The organism is Empedobacter sp. UBA7252, from assembly GCF_002472765.1.
Lineage (GTDB): Bacteria > Bacteroidota > Bacteroidia > Flavobacteriales > Weeksellaceae > Empedobacter > Empedobacter falsenii_B.
Map to the genome: position 1 here is coordinate 52,056 of NZ_DKSQ01000001.1, position 16,236 is coordinate 68,291.

Annotated in this window: 15 protein-coding genes; 10 read left to right on the forward strand and 5 right to left on the reverse strand. The window is 30.5% G+C overall.

Features of this window, described 5'->3' with window-relative positions; genetic code table 11:
- The first annotated feature begins 105 nt into the window (after positions 1-105).
- Together B2X73_RS00265 and B2X73_RS00270 are read left to right on the forward strand one after the other, a co-directional pair.
- Positions 106-432: a nucleotide pyrophosphohydrolase gene (locus B2X73_RS00265; RefSeq protein WP_038333238.1), complete on the forward strand. Its 327-nt coding sequence runs from the start codon at positions 106-108 to the stop codon at positions 430-432.
- A 2-nt stretch (positions 433-434) separates the two neighbouring features.
- On the forward strand, positions 435-1,664 hold the full coding sequence (locus B2X73_RS00270) for a 3-phosphoshikimate 1-carboxyvinyltransferase (protein WP_286494955.1): 1,230 nt from the start codon (positions 435-437) through the stop codon (positions 1,662-1,664).
- 57 nt (positions 1,665-1,721) lie between these two features.
- On the opposite strand, the gene B2X73_RS00275 is transcribed toward B2X73_RS00270, so the two are convergent.
- Together B2X73_RS00275 and B2X73_RS00280 are read right to left on the reverse strand one after the other, a co-directional pair.
- Positions 1,722-3,554 carry an ABC transporter ATP-binding protein gene (locus tag B2X73_RS00275; protein ID WP_291095426.1) on the reverse strand — a complete coding sequence of 611 codons (1,833 nt, stop codon included), beginning with the start codon at positions 3,552-3,554 and terminating at the stop codon, positions 1,722-1,724.
- A gap of 149 nt (positions 3,555-3,703) precedes the next feature.
- A complete protein-coding gene (locus B2X73_RS00280; protein ID WP_291095428.1) occupies positions 3,704-4,129 on the reverse strand; it encodes a DUF2147 domain-containing protein in 426 nt (141 codons plus the stop codon).
- A gap of 332 nt (positions 4,130-4,461) precedes the next feature.
- On the opposite strand from B2X73_RS00280, the gene epsC reads away from it, so the two are divergent.
- The 3 genes from epsC (at position 4,462) to clpB (ending at position 8,926) form a co-directional block, all read left to right on the forward strand.
- Positions 4,462-5,235: a serine O-acetyltransferase EpsC gene (gene epsC, locus B2X73_RS00285; protein ID WP_125348924.1), complete on the forward strand. Its 774-nt coding sequence runs from the start codon at positions 4,462-4,464 to the stop codon at positions 5,233-5,235.
- Between the two features lie 12 nt (positions 5,236-5,247).
- Positions 5,248-6,156, forward strand: coding sequence for a cysteine synthase A (gene cysK / locus B2X73_RS00290; RefSeq protein WP_038333247.1), 909 nt, complete (start codon positions 5,248-5,250; stop codon positions 6,154-6,156).
- 157 nt (positions 6,157-6,313) lie between these two features.
- On the forward strand, positions 6,314-8,926 hold the full coding sequence (clpB, locus tag B2X73_RS00295) for an ATP-dependent chaperone ClpB (protein WP_180905441.1): 2,613 nt from the start codon (positions 6,314-6,316) through the stop codon (positions 8,924-8,926).
- 53 nt (positions 8,927-8,979) lie between these two features.
- Here the strand turns inward: clpB and B2X73_RS00300 are convergent, their stop codons facing one another.
- Positions 8,980-9,489, reverse strand: coding sequence for a DUF2480 family protein (locus B2X73_RS00300; protein WP_221855726.1), 510 nt, complete (start codon positions 9,487-9,489; stop codon positions 8,980-8,982).
- A 100-nt stretch (positions 9,490-9,589) separates the two neighbouring features.
- On the opposite strand from B2X73_RS00300, the gene lpxB reads away from it, so the two are divergent.
- From lpxB to B2X73_RS00320, 4 genes are all read left to right on the forward strand, one after another.
- On the forward strand, positions 9,590-10,702 hold the full coding sequence (lpxB, locus tag B2X73_RS00305) for a lipid-A-disaccharide synthase (protein ID WP_286494960.1): 1,113 nt from the start codon (positions 9,590-9,592) through the stop codon (positions 10,700-10,702).
- Between the two features lie 246 nt (positions 10,703-10,948).
- Positions 10,949-11,389: a hypothetical protein gene (locus B2X73_RS00310; RefSeq protein WP_180905443.1), complete on the forward strand. Its 441-nt coding sequence runs from the start codon at positions 10,949-10,951 to the stop codon at positions 11,387-11,389.
- A 13-nt stretch (positions 11,390-11,402) separates the two neighbouring features.
- Complete coding sequence (locus B2X73_RS00315; RefSeq protein WP_038333274.1) at positions 11,403-11,960, forward strand: RNA polymerase sigma factor; 558 nt, start codon at positions 11,403-11,405, stop codon at positions 11,958-11,960.
- Entirely contained in the window at positions 11,947-13,296 is a 1,350-nt protein-coding gene (locus tag B2X73_RS00320; RefSeq protein ID WP_038333276.1) for an outer membrane beta-barrel protein, read from the forward strand. Before B2X73_RS00315 ends, B2X73_RS00320 begins: the two co-directional genes overlap by 14 nt.
- Positions 13,297-13,312: 16 nt before the next feature.
- On the opposite strand, the gene B2X73_RS00325 is transcribed toward B2X73_RS00320, so the two are convergent.
- Entirely contained in the window at positions 13,313-13,750 is a 438-nt protein-coding gene (locus B2X73_RS00325; RefSeq protein WP_260391932.1) for a DUF2141 domain-containing protein, read from the reverse strand.
- A gap of 76 nt (positions 13,751-13,826) precedes the next feature.
- On the opposite strand from B2X73_RS00325, the gene B2X73_RS00330 reads away from it, so the two are divergent.
- Entirely contained in the window at positions 13,827-15,791 is a 1,965-nt protein-coding gene (locus B2X73_RS00330; RefSeq protein WP_291095430.1) for a ComEC/Rec2 family competence protein, read from the forward strand.
- Here the strand turns inward: B2X73_RS00330 and B2X73_RS00335 are convergent.
- Positions 15,781-16,224, reverse strand: coding sequence for a thioredoxin family protein (locus tag B2X73_RS00335; protein ID WP_125348917.1), 444 nt, complete (start codon positions 16,222-16,224; stop codon positions 15,781-15,783). The two genes, B2X73_RS00330 and B2X73_RS00335, sit on opposite strands and share 11 nt — an antisense overlap.
- Positions 16,225-16,236 lie beyond the last annotated feature (12 nt).

Sequence of the window (16,236 nt, forward strand, 5' to 3'; positions counted from 1 at the left end):
TTTGGTAAAACAATAAAAAAATATTCTAAACATCGAATAAAGCCAACTCCAAATACAAGTTGGCTTTTTATTTTTGTACCTTTAACTTTTAAAATTTAAAATAAGATGAGCCTTAAACAAGCACAAACAGACGTTGATAATTGGATAAAAGAACATGGTGTTCGTTATTTTAACGAATTAACAAATATGGCACAATTAACTGAAGAGGTAGGAGAAGTTGCACGTATTATTGCGCGTCGTTACGGTGAACAATCGGAGAAAGAATCCGATAAAAACAAAGATCTTGGCGAAGAATTGGCAGATGTTATTTTTGTAGCGCTTTGTTTGGCAAATCAAACAGGTGTTGATTTAGAATCAGCTTTTTACAAAAAATTAGATTATAAAACAAAACGTGACCACGATCGTCATCAAAATAATGATAAATTAAAATAAATATGATTGAAATTTCTGCTCTAAAATCTCCTATAAACAATCAATTAGCCATCACAGGTTCTAAAAGCGAAAGCAATCGTTTGTTGCTATTAAGTCAATTATTTGAGAATGTTTTGACATTAGAAAATGTTTCAAATTCAGAAGATTCTCAATTAATGCAAAAAGCGTTAGCGAACAAAACTGATTTAGTTGATATTCACCACGCGGGAACTGCCATGCGATTTTTAACGGCTTATTTTTCTATTCAAGATGGACGAAAAATAACGTTGACAGGTTCTGAAAGAATGAAACAACGTCCAATAAAAGTTTTAGTTGACTCCTTGAATGAGTTGGGTGCAGAAATTTCGTATCAAGAAAACGAAGGTTATCCGCCTTTATCGATTGTTGGAAAAAAAATAACGAAAGATTCTATTACAATCCCTTCTAACATTAGTTCTCAATATATCTCGGCTTTATGTTTGATCGGAACGAAATTAGAAAATGGATTAACGATAAAGTTGGATGGAAAAATTATTTCTGTTCCTTATATTCAAATGACAATTCAATTATTGAATAAAGTTGGAATTAATGCAATTTTCGAAGGAAATACAATCAAAATTCCTTTTACTGAAAACATCAAAGCTCAAACATTACAAGTAGAATCTGATTGGAGTTCAGCTTCATATTATTATAGTTTGATTGCTTTATCGCAGAATTCTGAAATTAAAATCTCAACTTATTTCGAAGATTCTTTACAAGGAGATTCAGCTTTAAAACATATTTATGCAGAAAATTTTGGTGTAATTTCAACTTTTGAAAATGGAGTTTTAACATTAAAAAATGAAGATAATTTCATACCAAAATCTATCATCGAATTAAATTTAATCAATACTCCAGATATTGCACAGACGATTTCTGCAACTTGTGTGGGATTGAAAACAAAATGTCATTTAACTGGTTTAGAAACACTAAAAATCAAGGAAACAGACCGTTTAGTCGCACTTAAAAATGAGTTGGAAAAATTTGGAGCAATTATAACAATTACAAACGATTCATTAACGATAGAAGGTTATAATAATTTTGAAAAAACGCCAACTTTAGCAACATATAACGACCACAGAATGGCAATGTGTATGGCGCCTTTAGCACAAATTTACCCAATTCGAATTGAGAATGAAATGGTCGTAGAAAAATCTTACCCAACATTTTGGGAAGACTGGAAACAATTAGGTTTTGAAATTAAATCGATTTAAAATATAACAAAAAAATCCGCTTAATAAGCGGATTTTTTTAGTTTGTATATACTTCATTTATTCAAAATTCTGCATATTTACCAAATTGGCATAAACGCCTTTTTTCTCAATAAGTGAATGATGATTTCCTTGTTCAATAATTTTACCTGCTTCCATTACTACAATTTTATCCGCATTCTGAATTGTTGATAAACGGTGCGCAATAACCAAAGAAGTACGATTTTGCATCATATTATTCAAGGCAACTTGTACCAATTTTTCAGATTTCGTATCCAAAGCAGAAGTCGCTTCATCCAAAACCATAATCGGTGGATTTTTATAAACCGCACGCGCAATACTTAAACGTTGTTTTTGTCCACCAGAAAGCTTGCTACCTCCCTCTCCTACTGACTCTTGATATTTTTCTGGCATTTTTACAATAAACTCTTCCGCATTTGCAATTTGCGCAGCATATTCTACTTTTTCCAAATTTGGAGATTTATCACCTAATGAAATATTATTAAAAATTGTATCATTAAACAAAATAGAATCTTGCGTAACCAAACCAAATAACAAGCGATAATCATTTAATTTTATATGTTTAATATCAATTCCATCAATCAAAATTTGACCTGATTTCACATCCCAAAAACGAGTAATTAAATTCGCCAAAGTCGATTTTCCAGAACCAGATTGCCCAACTAAAGCAACGGTTTCTCCTTTATTAATTGTTAAATTAAAATTCTCGATCACATTATGTTTTCCATAAGCAAATGTGACATTTCTAAACTCAATTTTATCTTCAAACGCATCAATTCCTTTAGCATCTGGAACATCTTTTATCGAAACATCAGCATCCAAAACTTCAAAAATTCTCTTTGCAGAAACTTCTCCTTTTTGTACATCTGATAATGCTTTCGAAAAGCGTTTAATCGGATCTAATAATGTATAAAATGTTGCGATATAAAAAATAAATTGTGATCCTGTTAAACCATTTCCTTCTAACGATAATTTACCACCAAAAAAAACAATTAATCCAATTGTAACAGCACCTAAAAATTCACTTGTTGGTGAAGCCAAAGCACGTTTTTTCATTACTTTTTGAAGATATTTTCGATAACGATTAATCGATTCATCAAAACGACCTTTTACTTGATCTTCTGCGTTAAAAATTTTGATAATCTTAAGCGAAGAAAGTGTTTCGTCTACATAAGTAATAATGTTAGATAATTCGTCTTGCGCATGAGCAGCAGCTTTTTTCAGACTTTTTCCAATCAACGAAATAATTGTTCCCATAATCGGAAAAACCAAAATAGCGAAAATTGTTAATTGATAGCTAACTGTAAATAATACTACAACGAAAAAGATAATCATAATTGGTGAACGTATGATTTCTACGACTGAATTTAAAATATTAGATTCAACCTCATTTACATCACTAGAAATACGATTTAACATATCTCCTTTTCGTTTTTCAGTAAAATAAGCAACTGGCAAATCAATAATTTTGTTATGAATATCAACACGTAAATCACGTGTCACACCCGAACGTAAATCTACCAAACAAGTTTCTGAAAGAAAACTGAAAATATTTCGAAATAAAAATGCAATAATAAATATCACACACGAAATCGCTAACACATAAACTGGTCCTTGAGTTTGAGAAAGCTCATTCATATAATAAGCTGAATAATCTGAAAAAAATTGTTTCAGATTACCCAAATCACCAGAATAAATAGGTTTTGCGATAACTCCAGTTGTTTTTTCACCAAACAAAACACTCAAAATTGGCATCATAAAAGCCAATGCAATTACATTGAAAAGTGCATAGAGTAAATTGAATATAATCGCTGTAACAAACGAAGTTCTATATGGTTTTGCGTATGAGAACGCTCTTTTAATTAAACTCATTGATGTATTTTAGAAAATCAAAACCTTAGTTTTGAAGTTACAAATTTACGTAAAAAAAATAATGACTATTCTTTTAGAAATAGTCATTATAGAGTAAAATTTTGTGGGTTTGATTACTCAGAGTAACCTTTTCGTTTTTGTTTTGATTTTTATTTAACTCGTTGCCAAGTTTGCGTTCTTCCTACAAGAGAAATCCCGATAAAACCTCTTACGTCTAATTTATCATTTCCGTTAAGAGACATTTTTGCTTTGTATTCCTTTCCACTATTAGGATCAATGATTTTTCCACCATTCCATTCTTTTCCATCTTTTTTAAGACCAGAAAGAATTTGCATTCCTAAAATTGGTTTATTTTTTAATGCTCCTGAACAATCTGTACATTTTACATCTTCTTTTCCTTTCGTTAAAATCTTAGTGACTTTACCATAAAGTTTTCCATCTTTCTCGAAAATCTCTACGTAAGACTTCGCCTGTTTTGTCTCATCATCAATTGTTTTCCAAGTTCCTATTGGTGATTGCGCATACATTAAAGATGTCAACATAAAGAATAATCCGAATAAAATTGATTTTTTCATATTTTTATCCTTTAAAATTTATTTCACTAAAATAACTATTTTTTAGTGTAAATAAAACACTACGCTTTATTTTTTATAAAAATAATCTCTTTTAAACATAAAAATTCATTTATAACATTAATTATCAATCATTTAATTCAATAAATATTTTTAAATAAATAATTATAAATTTTATTCATAAAAGTCAAAATAGTGTATTATTATGCTTACATAGCAATAATAAAAACGAAGGCATTTTTATGGTTTTTGTCATTTTTATGACAATTTCTTCTTCAAGAATAAAAAAATGAATACATTTGTCTACTATTTTTATAGAGTTTATAGATTGAAGAATGAATCAGCTTACGAAATACAGTTTACCATTTAGAAAACAAGAAGTAGAACCTTTGATAGAATCCATTATTTATGATGAGATTTTTCAACAACCAAATCCTTTGTACAAGAAAGAAGATTTACTCAATCAATTCAATTCTATTTTGTTAAAAATTGTTCCTGAGGAGAAATCGAATCAAATTAGTTTATATTTTTTTGAACAATTTGCACAACTTAGACAAGAATTAGAGGAACTAATTTTTGTTTTTTATGCAAATGATCCTGCATCTAAATCGGAAATTGAAATCATTTTAGCCTATCCTGGTTTTTTTGCAATTGCAATTCATCGTTTAGCACATATTCTCTACAATTTAAATACGCCTATTCTTCCTCGTTTTTTTTCCGAATATGCACATTCTAAAACTGGAATTGATATTCATCCTGGTGCTTCAATTGGAAAAAACTTTTATATCGATCATGGTACAGGAATTGTCATTGGAGAAACAACATTGATTGGTGATAATGTGAAAATTTACCAAGGCGTAACATTAGGAGCGTTTTATGTTTCGAAGAATTTGGCTAATAAAAAACGTCATCCAACAATAGAAAATAATGTCACAATTTATGCTGGAGCAACTATTTTGGGAGGAACAACAATTATTGGAAAAAATTCTGTAGTCGGCGGAAATGTTTGGATTACAGAAAGTATAGAAGAAGATTCTGTTGTCTATCAAGAGAATCAACCACAAATAAAAAAACAAAAAAAAGAACAACATATCAATTATATCATCTAAAACCTTACAACAATGATTTACAATAATGTATTAGAAACCATAGGAAATACACCAATTATTAAACTGAATAAATTATTTCCTAACCATAACGTTTATATTAAAGTAGAAAAACAAAATCCGGGTGGATCAATAAAAGATCGTATTGCTTTGGCAATGATTGAAGATGCTGAAAAAGCTGGAATTTTAAAACCTGGAGGAACAATTATAGAACCTACTTCGGGTAATACAGGAATTGGCTTATCATTTGTTGCGGCTGTAAAAGGTTACAAAATGATTATCACAATGCCAGAATCGATGTCAATTGAACGTCGTAAAATTATGGAAGCTTATGGTGCTGAATTTGTTTTAACTCCAAAAGAATTAGGAATGAAAGGCGCTATTGCAAAAGCACAAGAATTAGCCGAAACAATAGAAGGCGCTTGGGTTCCGCAACAATTTGAGAATAATTCGAATCCGACAGTCCATTACAATACAACAGCAAAAGAAATCCTTGAAGATTTTCCACAAGGAGTTGATTATTTAATTACAGGAGTTGGAACAGGCGGACATCTTTCTGGAATTGGAAAAGCATTAAAAGAAGTTAACTCTTCAACAAAAGTTATCGCTGTAGAACCAACAGATTCTCCTGTCATTTCAGGAGGAAATCCTGGTCCACACGCGATTCAAGGAATTGGAGCAGGATTTATTCCTACTAATTTAGATACTTCAATCGTTGATTCTTCTACTCAGATTACAAAAGAAGAAGCATTTGAATTTGCAAAAAAAGTGGCTAAAGTAGAAGGTATATTTGTCGGAATTTCTACAGGTGCTTCATTGGCTGCAGTTGCTAAAACTTTGAATGAAGTAGACAAAAACACGAAAATATTAACTGTCAACTACGATACTGGCGAACGCTATTTATCAGTAGAAGGTTTATTTTAAATACTATAAAAATTTTTAAACGAAAGGAGATATTGACAAAATGTCTCCTTTTTTTATTCAACAAAGTCAAAAAGTCAGTTTTTAGGTTTTATTTCTACTTTGGAATTTTTTTTGATGAAATACACCAAACAAAACCAATATAAAAAACTAAAAACCAATGGATTTTAATCAATTTACAATAAAGGGTCGTGAAGCGATTCAAGCAGCGCAGCAAATTGCAGTTGCACAAAAAAATCAAGCAATAGAACCAGCTCATATTTTAGGTGGAATGATAGATGTTGATGAAAACGTGTTATCATTAATCTTAGAAAAACAAGGTGTAAAAATGGATATGTTGAAACCTGAGTTGGATTTAGAAATCAATAAATATCCAAAAATAGAAGGTCAACAAGGAAATCATCTTTCCAATTCATCTAACCAAATTTTGCAATCTGCACAAGAAATTGCAAAAGAGATGAACGATGATTTTATCACCTTAGAGCATTTATTATTAGGTATAATCAAGAATGTATCGCCTGTAAGTCAATTATTAAAAAATAGAGGTGTAACATTCGACAACACAAAAAAATTAGTAACAGAATTGAGAAACGGAGAAAGAGTAACTTCTGAAAACGCGGAAGGAACATATAATTCATTAAACAAATACGCTAAAAACTTAACAGATTTAGCAAAAGAAGGAAAATTAGATCCTGTAATTGGACGTGATGAAGAAATTCGTCGTGTTTTACAAATTCTATCACGTCGTACAAAAAATAACCCAATCCTTATTGGTGAACCAGGTGTTGGTAAAACCGCTATAGCAGAAGGTTTAGCACATCGTATCATCAATGGAGATGTTCCTGAAAATCTTTTGAATAAACAAATTTTTTCATTGGATATGGGAGCTTTGGTTGCTGGTGCAAAATACAAAGGTGAGTTCGAAGAGCGTTTGAAAGCCGTTGTGAAAGAAGTAACCGCTTCGAATGGAGAAATAATTTTGTTCATCGATGAGATTCACACGCTTGTTGGTGCTGGCGGCGGCGGAGAAGGTGCAATGGATGCTGCAAATATCTTGAAACCTGCTTTGGCTCGTGGCGAATTACGTTCGATTGGTGCTACAACTTTGAATGAATATCAAAAATATTTTGAAAAAGATAAAGCTTTAGAACGTCGTTTCCAGAAAGTAATGGTAGAAGAACCAGATGAAGAATCGGCTATTTCTATTTTGCGTGGAATCAAAGATAAATACGAGCAACACCATAAAATTGGAATTAAAGACGAAGCAATTATTGCGGCTGTAAAATTATCAACACGTTATATTACAGATCGTTTTTTACCAGATAAAGCCATCGATTTGATGGACGAAGCAGCTTCTAAGTTGAGAATGGAAATGAATTCTAAACCAGAAGATTTAGATAAATTAGATCGTAGAATTATTCAATTAGAAATCGAAATTGAAGCGATAAAACGCGAAAATGACGAGAAAAAATTGAATCTTTTAAAAGAAGAATTATCTAATCTTCAAGATGAAAGAAATCAATTGAATTCGAAATGGGAAGCGGAAAGAAATCGTGCCGATGAAGTTCAAGATTTAAGAAAATCTATCGAAAATATCAAATTCGAAATTGAGCGTGCAAAACGAGATTACGACTATGCAAAAGCTTCCAAATTAGAGTTTGAAGATTTAGTTAATGCAAAAAATAATTTAGAAGAAGCTGAACATAATCTAGAAGAAAATAAACAAAATAAACTGGTAAAAGAGTTTGTTGATGCGGATGATATTGCAGAAGTTGTATCGAAATGGACAGGAGTTCCGGCTCAGAAAATGATGCAATCTGATCGCGAAAAATTATTGAATTTAGAAAACGAATTACACAAACGTGTTTTAGGTCAAGAAGAAGCAATTATAGCAGTTTCTGATGCCATTCGTCGTTCTCGTGCAGGTCTTAGTGACGAAGGAAAACCAATCGGTTCGTTCTTATTCTTAGGTTCAACTGGTGTTGGGAAAACTGAGTTGGCAAAAGCCTTAGCCGAGTTCTTATTCGATGATGAAAATGCAATGACTCGTATCGACATGTCCGAATATCAGGAGCGTCATGCAGTTTCTCGCTTGGTTGGGGCACCTCCGGGTTACGTTGGTTACGACGAAGGTGGTCAGTTAACAGAAGCGGTTCGTCGCCGTCCTTATTCAGTTATTTTGTTGGACGAAATTGAGAAGGCACATCCAGATGTTTTCAATATTTTGTTACAAGTTTTGGATGACGGACGTTTGACAGACAACAAAGGTCGTGTGGTTAACTTTAAAAATACGATTATCATTATGACATCGAATTTTGGTTCTCATACGATTTTGGATAAATTCTCAAACATTGACGAAAATAATGTGGCACAAGTTTATGATGAAACAAAAGATGTCGTTTTTGAGGAATTGAAACAAAACTTTAGACCAGAATTTTTGAATCGTATTGATGAAATTATTTTGTTCCGTCCATTGAGTGAAAATCAAATTTCTGGAATCGTGAATATCTATTTAAGCGGAGTTGCGAAGAAATTAGCACAACGCGATATTACATTAGATATTACGCCAGAAGCTGTCGATTATTTAGCAAGAAAAGGCTACGATCCTCAATTCGGAGCAAGACCATTGAAACGAGTTATTCAACAAGATGTATTAAATGAACTTTCAAAAGAAATTTTAAAAGGAACAATAAATGATAATGATGCGGTTTTAATCGATTATTTCGAAGAAAAACCTGGAGATAATAAATTAGTTTTCAGAACTAATCAATAAGTATTTTACGATTTTATTCATGTGTAAAAAATCCGCTCGTTGAGCGGATTTTTTTATTTCTTCTTTTTATAAAGCGGAACAGTGCTACACGCTTCACCAAACATTAACGAGCTTACAATTGGTTGTAAACGTTCAATTAACTGAATATAAGCCGATTCTGGCACAGGTTTGTGAGAGCAACCTTTCACTATTATTTTTCCATCAACATAATCTTCATAAGGCAAATGATCTACAATTTCTGTGTACAAAATCGTATCCAAATCTTGCAAACTTCCATGTACAATTCGTTTCGCAATTGGCGACAAATAGGTTGCAACCAACAAATAAGCCCAAGACGGAACAATCGCATCCGCAGTACACGTTAACGCTACATATTTATCTTGATATTGTGTCCAATCATGATTTTTAAGATTTTCTCTAAAATCCTTTTCTCTAAGAATCAATTCTTCATATAACCAATCTTTCAAGTCAAAAACAACACGATCTCCATCAGGATAATAATCCTGTAAATCAATTGTTACTAAACTACTATTGGCAACTTTATTTATAATTTCGTCTGACATTTTTCTTTGTTTGAAAGAGTAAATTTACGCAATAAAAAACATTGAAATCTACTCCACTTATAGATTTCTCCTATCTTTGTAAGAAGAAAAATGATTTCCATTGAAATACTATATCATTGCAGGTGAAGCTTCGGGCGATTTGCACGCATCGAACTTAATGAAAGAATTAAAATTAAAAGATCCACAAGCTGAATTCAGATTTTGGGGAGGAGATTTGATGCAAACGCAAGGCGGAACTTTAGTCAAACATTACAGAGATTTGGCGTTTATGGGTTTTGCTGAAGTTGTAATGAATTTGAGAACGATTTTAGGAAATATTTCGGTTGCTAAAAAAGACATCGAAGCTTATCAGCCAGATGCAGTTATTTTAGTTGATTATCCTGGTTTTAATCTCAGAATTGCTGAATTTGTAAAAAGTCTTGGAATTAAAATTTACTATTATATTTCGCCACAAATTTGGGCTTGGAAAACTGGTCGAGTTCATAAAATCAAAAAAGTTGTCGACAAAATGTTTGTGATTCTTCCGTTCGAAGAAGAATTTTATCAACGTTACAATTACAAAGTAGATTTTGTCGGAAATCCATTATTAGATTCGTTGAATAATCTTCCGCCAATTGATGAACAACAATTTAGAAAAGATCATAATTTAGACGAAAGACCAATTATTGCTTTACTTCCTGGAAGTCGAACACAAGAAATTAAAGTCAAATTACCTTTGATGCTTTCAGTGGAAAAAGATTTTCCCGATTATCAATTTGTTGTGGCTGGTGCACCATCTCAACCAATCGAAAATTATAAAAAAATTGCAGGCAACAACTTGAAAATTGTTGAGAATAGAACCTATGATTTATTACGAGTTTCTCATGCAGCCTTGGTTACATCAGGAACAGCAACATTAGAAACTGCTTTACTGAAAGTTCCAGAAGTTGTTTGTTACAAAGGAAATGCTATTTCGTACGAAATCGGAAAACGTGTTGTAAAAAACATTCGTTTTATTTCGTTGGTAAACTTGATTATGGACGAAGAAGTAGTGAAAGAGTTAATTCAATATGATTTAACTTACGAAAATATCAAACGAGAATTAGATTTAATTTTAAATTCTCCTAAACGTGAAAAAATCATGAAAAGCTACGAAGAATTGTATCATAAACTTGGTGGAATTGGCGCTTCAGAAAGAACCGCTTCACTAATTACTGAGGACTTAAAAAAATAATTAAAAAAAAGTAAAAGTTTGACGCAACCTTTTATTGTTTTTTTAATCTTGTAAGCTATAGATGTCATTCAGATCTAATTATTAAAATGTTTCAGGATTGACTTAATTAAAGTTTACACCTATTCTAACAAAGTAATCCTCTTGATTTTCAAGGGGTTTTCTTATTCTATATATTAATTTCTTATTCTTTCACGCAACCTTTTCTAAAATCTATATCTTATTTTTATAACGATTAAAACTCATACAATGAAATTAATGAAAAGATTAAGCATGTTTGCTTTGGTAGGTATTTTAGGTTTATCAACATTTAGTTGTTTAAATAATGATGACTCAGATTATATGAATTATGGTTTTTTAGCAACAACGGCAATTAATGTTCATGAAGACTCTATTCAGCCAGTAGGAAAAACTACAAATATTCGAGTAACGTACGAAAAAACAAATTCTTGTCAAAATTTTATTCAATTTAGCTCTTTACAAGGAAGTACAACTTTTAAACACAACATTGGTGTTTATGCAAGTCAAAGTAATGGAAACTGCACGCAAAATACTTCGTACGAAACAAAAACTTTGAAGTTTACACCTAAAGAAGCTGGTGAGTACACATTAAGATTTTGGACGGGAAATAAACCAAATTCAACTGAACCAATTTATGACTCAATTGTGTTAAATATCAAAGAAAAATAAAGTCCAATAAGTTTTGAATAGTGACTCTCTTGAAATTTTAATCAAGCAATGTCAAGAACAAAATAGAAAAGCTCAAGAAGAAATTTATGTTGAGTTTTCACCTGTTTTGTTCTCGATCTGTCTTCGTTATGCCGAAAATTATGAAGATGCGCAAGATATTTTTCAAGAGGGTTTTATTCATATCTTCAATAAAATAAATCAATTCAAATTCGAAGGATCTTTTGAAGGTTGGATGAAACGGATAATGGTAAATCTTAATTTAGAAAAACTAAAAAAGAAGAATAATTTACCTTTTGAAGATTTCGAAAATCTCATTATCACACAGGAAGATGACGACGAAGTTGAAGAAGATTTTGATTATCAACAGTTGTTAGAAGCCGTTCATAATCTTCCACCACAATATAGGCAAGTTTTTAACCTCTACGTTTTTGAAGAATATTCGCACCAAGAAATTGCAGAAATGCTGACCATTTCGGTTGGAACTTCAAAATCAAACTTATCAAGAGCACGAAATTTATTAAAACAAAAACTCAATCAATTAAAAACTGTCACAGAAGATGAACAAATTTGATCAACATATTAAAGATAAACTCTCGCAACCACAACTTCCTCCTTTGGATGCTTGGAAAAATATTCAGGAGAAATTAGACGAGAAAGAAAAGAAAAAACGAATCATTCCTTTATTTTATTGGATTGGTTCTACTGCGGCATGTTTAGTTGTGGGAATTTCTATCTATTATTTTAATCAAAATGATACAATTAACGTTAATCATATGCCGACTAATGAAGTTGTAAAAACAAAATCGACTTCTAAAGAATCTATCAAAAAAGATTGGAATAATATTGAACATACAAATGAAAAGTCTTTTGATAATAAGATTGTTTCTTCTGTAAAAAAATCTTCTAAATCAAATCAAAAAACAATTCAAAGTTCAAGTTCATATTTTGAAAATATAATTGGAGAATCAACTTTATTTTCGAATACAATTCCAAATCAAAAAGAAGATAAAACACTAGAATTATCTCAAAAGAATTCAACTCAAAAAGATAATTTTGTACAAAATAATTCTTCAATCAATCCAAAAAATGAAGTTTCTGAAAAAGAAACTAATCCTAAAATTTTAGAAGAAAAACCATTAGAATTAGTTCTTCAAGAAGAGGAAAAAAAGAAAGAGAAAGTAGAAATCAAACAGAAATCTCCACTTCTGACGATTTCTTCGTACATCAATCCAACAAAAGTGTTAGAATCAAAATCTATTTTAGCAAATGAATTTAATGATTACAACATCAAAAATAACATTACAGTTGCTTATGGCGCAAAAGTTTCTGTTCGATTAAATGATAAGATAAATGTTCGTTCGGGAATTGCAAAAGTTGAGTTGGAACAAAATACAACCAATATAAATTCGGGAATCAATACAGGTGTTTATGCACTTTCTGCAAGCATGCCAAAATCATCTAACAATATCACATATCATTCGAATATTCGAGTTGTAGGTGATAATATATCACATACAACAATGACCATGTTGTCTTCTGAAACCAATACTATGGAACAAAAAGTTCATTACATCGAAGTTCCATTAGAAGTTGAATATAAATTGGCAAGTTTTGATAAATTCAATATTATAGCAATAGCGGGAGGAAGTTATTTTGCTGTAACGAAAAATTCTATTTCATTAGCTGATACTAATACAAGATCAAATTATAAATTAGGCGAAGCAAATAACTTAAATAATTCGAGTTATAGCGCTAACGCTGGAGTTAAGTTAGAGTATAATTTATCAAATAAATCAAGTATAAATTTGGAACCAAATTATAGATATATGCTAAATCCATTGAAAAATGTAGATGCTAAAAATCCTTCTTTATTAGGATTGAATATAGGTTTTTCAATTAAATTTTAACAAAAAAAGACGAAGATTATTCTTCGCCTTTGTTATTGTTTAATTTGATTACAATTGTATTATTTTCTTCAGTCATATCCACTTTGGCTTCCTCAAAAGTTGGCTCACGCAAAATAGGATCTAAATTCTTAGAAAAACCATACGGTTCTTTACGCACACCCAAAAAACTTTTATCAAGCTGTTTATTATTGTTCGTATCCAAATACACTTTTACCGCATAAAATGTTGGCTCAATATCTTTAAAAACCGTTTCATACTTGTCTATATCAGCAACTGGAACGTACAATTTTTTGAATGCATTTTGACCTTTTGTATAATTTTCTACATTTCTATAAAACTCTATAGCCAAATTTCCTTTCATTTTCTTAAGGTTTGTGATTGATAGTTTTACATCAATTTGAGCCATTGCCATTTGAGTAAAAAATAACACAATTAATATAAGAATCTTCTTCATTTTTTTATTTTTTTAATCAATTCATTTACAAATAATTAAAACCTACTATTTGTAAAAAAATTTATAAATTATTAGGATGAAAAAGTATCTCTTTTTTACCCTAACAATTTGTTTCTCAATCGGAATAATTTTATCCGAATTATTAATTCCTGCTACAAATTTACGAATTATATTTTTTTCATTAATTATTCTACTTTTTATCTCTTTGTTAAAAAATAATAATCGTCAAAATATAATCACTTTTTTAGGCATTTCGATGATTTTAGGCTATTATATTCATCAAAATTATAATAGACATTCAAAAATTGATTTCGAATCTGTTTCGAGAATTCATATACTAAAAGTCGTTTATAGTTCTAATTCTACCGAAAAATATACCAATTACGTTGTAAAAGATATTGAAACGAATGAGCAAATTTTACTTCATATCAAACCTCAACAACAAATTTTATATCCCAATGATGAAATCATAATTTTAGGAGAAAAAAGAGAAATCCAAGAACCGTTAAATCCATATCAATTTGATTATAAACGTTTCTTAAACAGAAAACGAATTTATTCTCAAATCTTTACAAATGAAATTATTTCTATTCACAAAGAAGGAAATGGATTTCGAAATTGGGTTGCCAAATCGAAAGTCAAGATTCGAAAAGAACTAACAGAACAAGGTTATTCCCTTGAAAGTAGAGCGATTATTTCGTCTATGCTTTTGGGTGATAGAACAGAGCTTTCGCAAGAACTCAATCAAAGTTATGTAGCAACAGGAGTTGTGCATATTTTATCCATTTCTGGTTTACATGTGATGATGATTTACATGATTTTACAATTCGTTTTACAACCATTATTAAAGCTAAAACAAGGTCGAAAAATTAGAATAATTATTAGCTTAATATTTATCTGGATCTTTGCTTTTTATGTCGAATTACAACCGCCAGTTTTTCGTTCTGCGTTGATGATTACCATTTATTATATTAGCGAATTACTCAACCGACCAAAAAATATTTTTCACACACTTTCACTTTCTGCTTTTATCATTCTAGTTTTTCAACCTAATTATTTGTTTGATGTTGGCTTTCAATTGAGTTTTTCAGCGGTCTTTTTCATTGTTTGGCTCAATCCAATTTTTGAGTATTATTGGAAAGTTAAAAATAGTTTCCTGAAGAAAATCAAGATTATGATTGAAACAAGTTTATCTGCTCAATTAGGAACTTTACCAATTTCGGTCTTGTATTTTAATCAATTTTCAGGATTGTTTTTATTTGGAAATTTAGTCTTGATTCCTGCTTCCTTTTTTATGATTTGTGGCGGAATAATTAGTATTCTTCTCATCATTTTCGATCTTAATATTCCAATCTATACATGGATTTTCAATCATTTTATCTATTACTCAAATCAATATATTTATTGGTTAGCGAACTTCAAGTTTATTGCAAAAGATGTTTACATCAGTTTATTTACCGCAATTTTGATTGGCGTTATTTTATATGCATCAAAACCATTGTTCCTAAAAAAATCTAAACTAGCATTATTTGTTTGTTTAATTTCTTTATTTCTAATTCAAGTGGAACGATTTCACCAAATTAATCAACTCAATCATTCGAATGAATTAATCGTTTTTAATCAATACAAGAATAGTATTATCGGCATAAGAAATCAACGAAGTTTAAGCATTTTAAGTGAAAATCCTTTAGATGAAAAAACATATAATTTTACGATTAAACCATATAAAATCCACGAAAGAATAAAAGATGTTAGTTTCTACTCTTATGATTCAGACTTTAAACATCAACATTTTATCAAACATCCAAATTCTATTGAAACGAAGTCATTTAAGCTCTTATTAAATGAAGAACATTCTGATATTCCTTTTTATGTGTTAATTCATCAATCAAATCTTTATCCTTTCGAAAATAATGAAAATTTAAAAAGGGTAATTGCTGATGCCAGCAACTACCCTTCTATTGTTACAGAACTCGAAAAAACTTCTGATTCTGTTTTATGGAAAACCTCTCAACAAGGTTATTTCTCGATTAAATTTTAATATCGTTTATGAAATCTGTTGAACTACGATAACCCAAAACGACTTTGTTGATATCTCCTTTTCCGTTCATCAAAACAGTTGCAGGATAACTCAATTGTCCGTTTGTAAAGGCATATGCCATATAATTCGCTTTAGCAGGCGCAATATATGTGTACTGAATTCCCATAAATTTTACCATATCCTTTGTTTCTGCATCAAATTTTACCGCAATGTAATTTTTGTTTACATAATCTGCGACTTTATTATCTGTAAAAGTTTCTTTGTCCAAACGCTTACAGAATCCACACCAAGTTGTATAAAAATTAATCAATACAGGTTTTTCTGGATGTGCTTTTATTTCCTTTGTTGCTTCGTCTAATGATAACCATTTAATTTCTTGTCCGAAAAGAAATGATGATAAAATTAGGGCAGCGATTGCTAAGCTTGATTTCATAAATTTCAATCT

What these genes read in the sequence shown, in the direction of transcription:
- B2X73_RS00265 (WP_038333238.1), top strand. Translation starts at nt 106, where the DNA reads ATGAGCCTTAAACAAGCACAAACAGACGTTGATAATTGGATAAAAGAA.
- B2X73_RS00270 (WP_286494955.1), top strand. Translation starts at nt 435, where the DNA reads ATGATTGAAATTTCTGCTCTAAAATCTCCTATAAACAATCAATTAGCC.
- B2X73_RS00275 (WP_291095426.1), bottom strand. Translation starts at nt 3,554, where the DNA reads ATGAGTTTAATTAAAAGAGCGTTCTCATACGCAAAACCATATAGAACT.
- B2X73_RS00280 (WP_291095428.1), bottom strand. Translation starts at nt 4,129, where the DNA reads ATGAAAAAATCAATTTTATTCGGATTATTCTTTATGTTGACATCTTTA.
- epsC (WP_125348924.1), top strand. Translation starts at nt 4,462, where the DNA reads ATGAATCAGCTTACGAAATACAGTTTACCATTTAGAAAACAAGAAGTA.
- cysK (WP_038333247.1), top strand. Translation starts at nt 5,248, where the DNA reads ATGATTTACAATAATGTATTAGAAACCATAGGAAATACACCAATTATT.
- clpB (WP_180905441.1), top strand. Translation starts at nt 6,314, where the DNA reads ATGGATTTTAATCAATTTACAATAAAGGGTCGTGAAGCGATTCAAGCA.
- B2X73_RS00300 (WP_221855726.1), bottom strand. Translation starts at nt 9,489, where the DNA reads ATGTCAGACGAAATTATAAATAAAGTTGCCAATAGTAGTTTAGTAACA.
- B2X73_RS00310 (WP_180905443.1), top strand. Translation starts at nt 10,949, where the DNA reads ATGAAATTAATGAAAAGATTAAGCATGTTTGCTTTGGTAGGTATTTTA.
- B2X73_RS00320 (WP_038333276.1), top strand. Translation starts at nt 11,947, where the DNA reads ATGAACAAATTTGATCAACATATTAAAGATAAACTCTCGCAACCACAA.
- B2X73_RS00325 (WP_260391932.1), bottom strand. Translation starts at nt 13,750, where the DNA reads ATGAAGAAGATTCTTATATTAATTGTGTTATTTTTTACTCAAATGGCA.
- B2X73_RS00330 (WP_291095430.1), top strand. Translation starts at nt 13,827, where the DNA reads ATGAAAAAGTATCTCTTTTTTACCCTAACAATTTGTTTCTCAATCGGA.
- B2X73_RS00335 (WP_125348917.1), bottom strand. Translation starts at nt 16,224, where the DNA reads ATGAAATCAAGCTTAGCAATCGCTGCCCTAATTTTATCATCATTTCTT.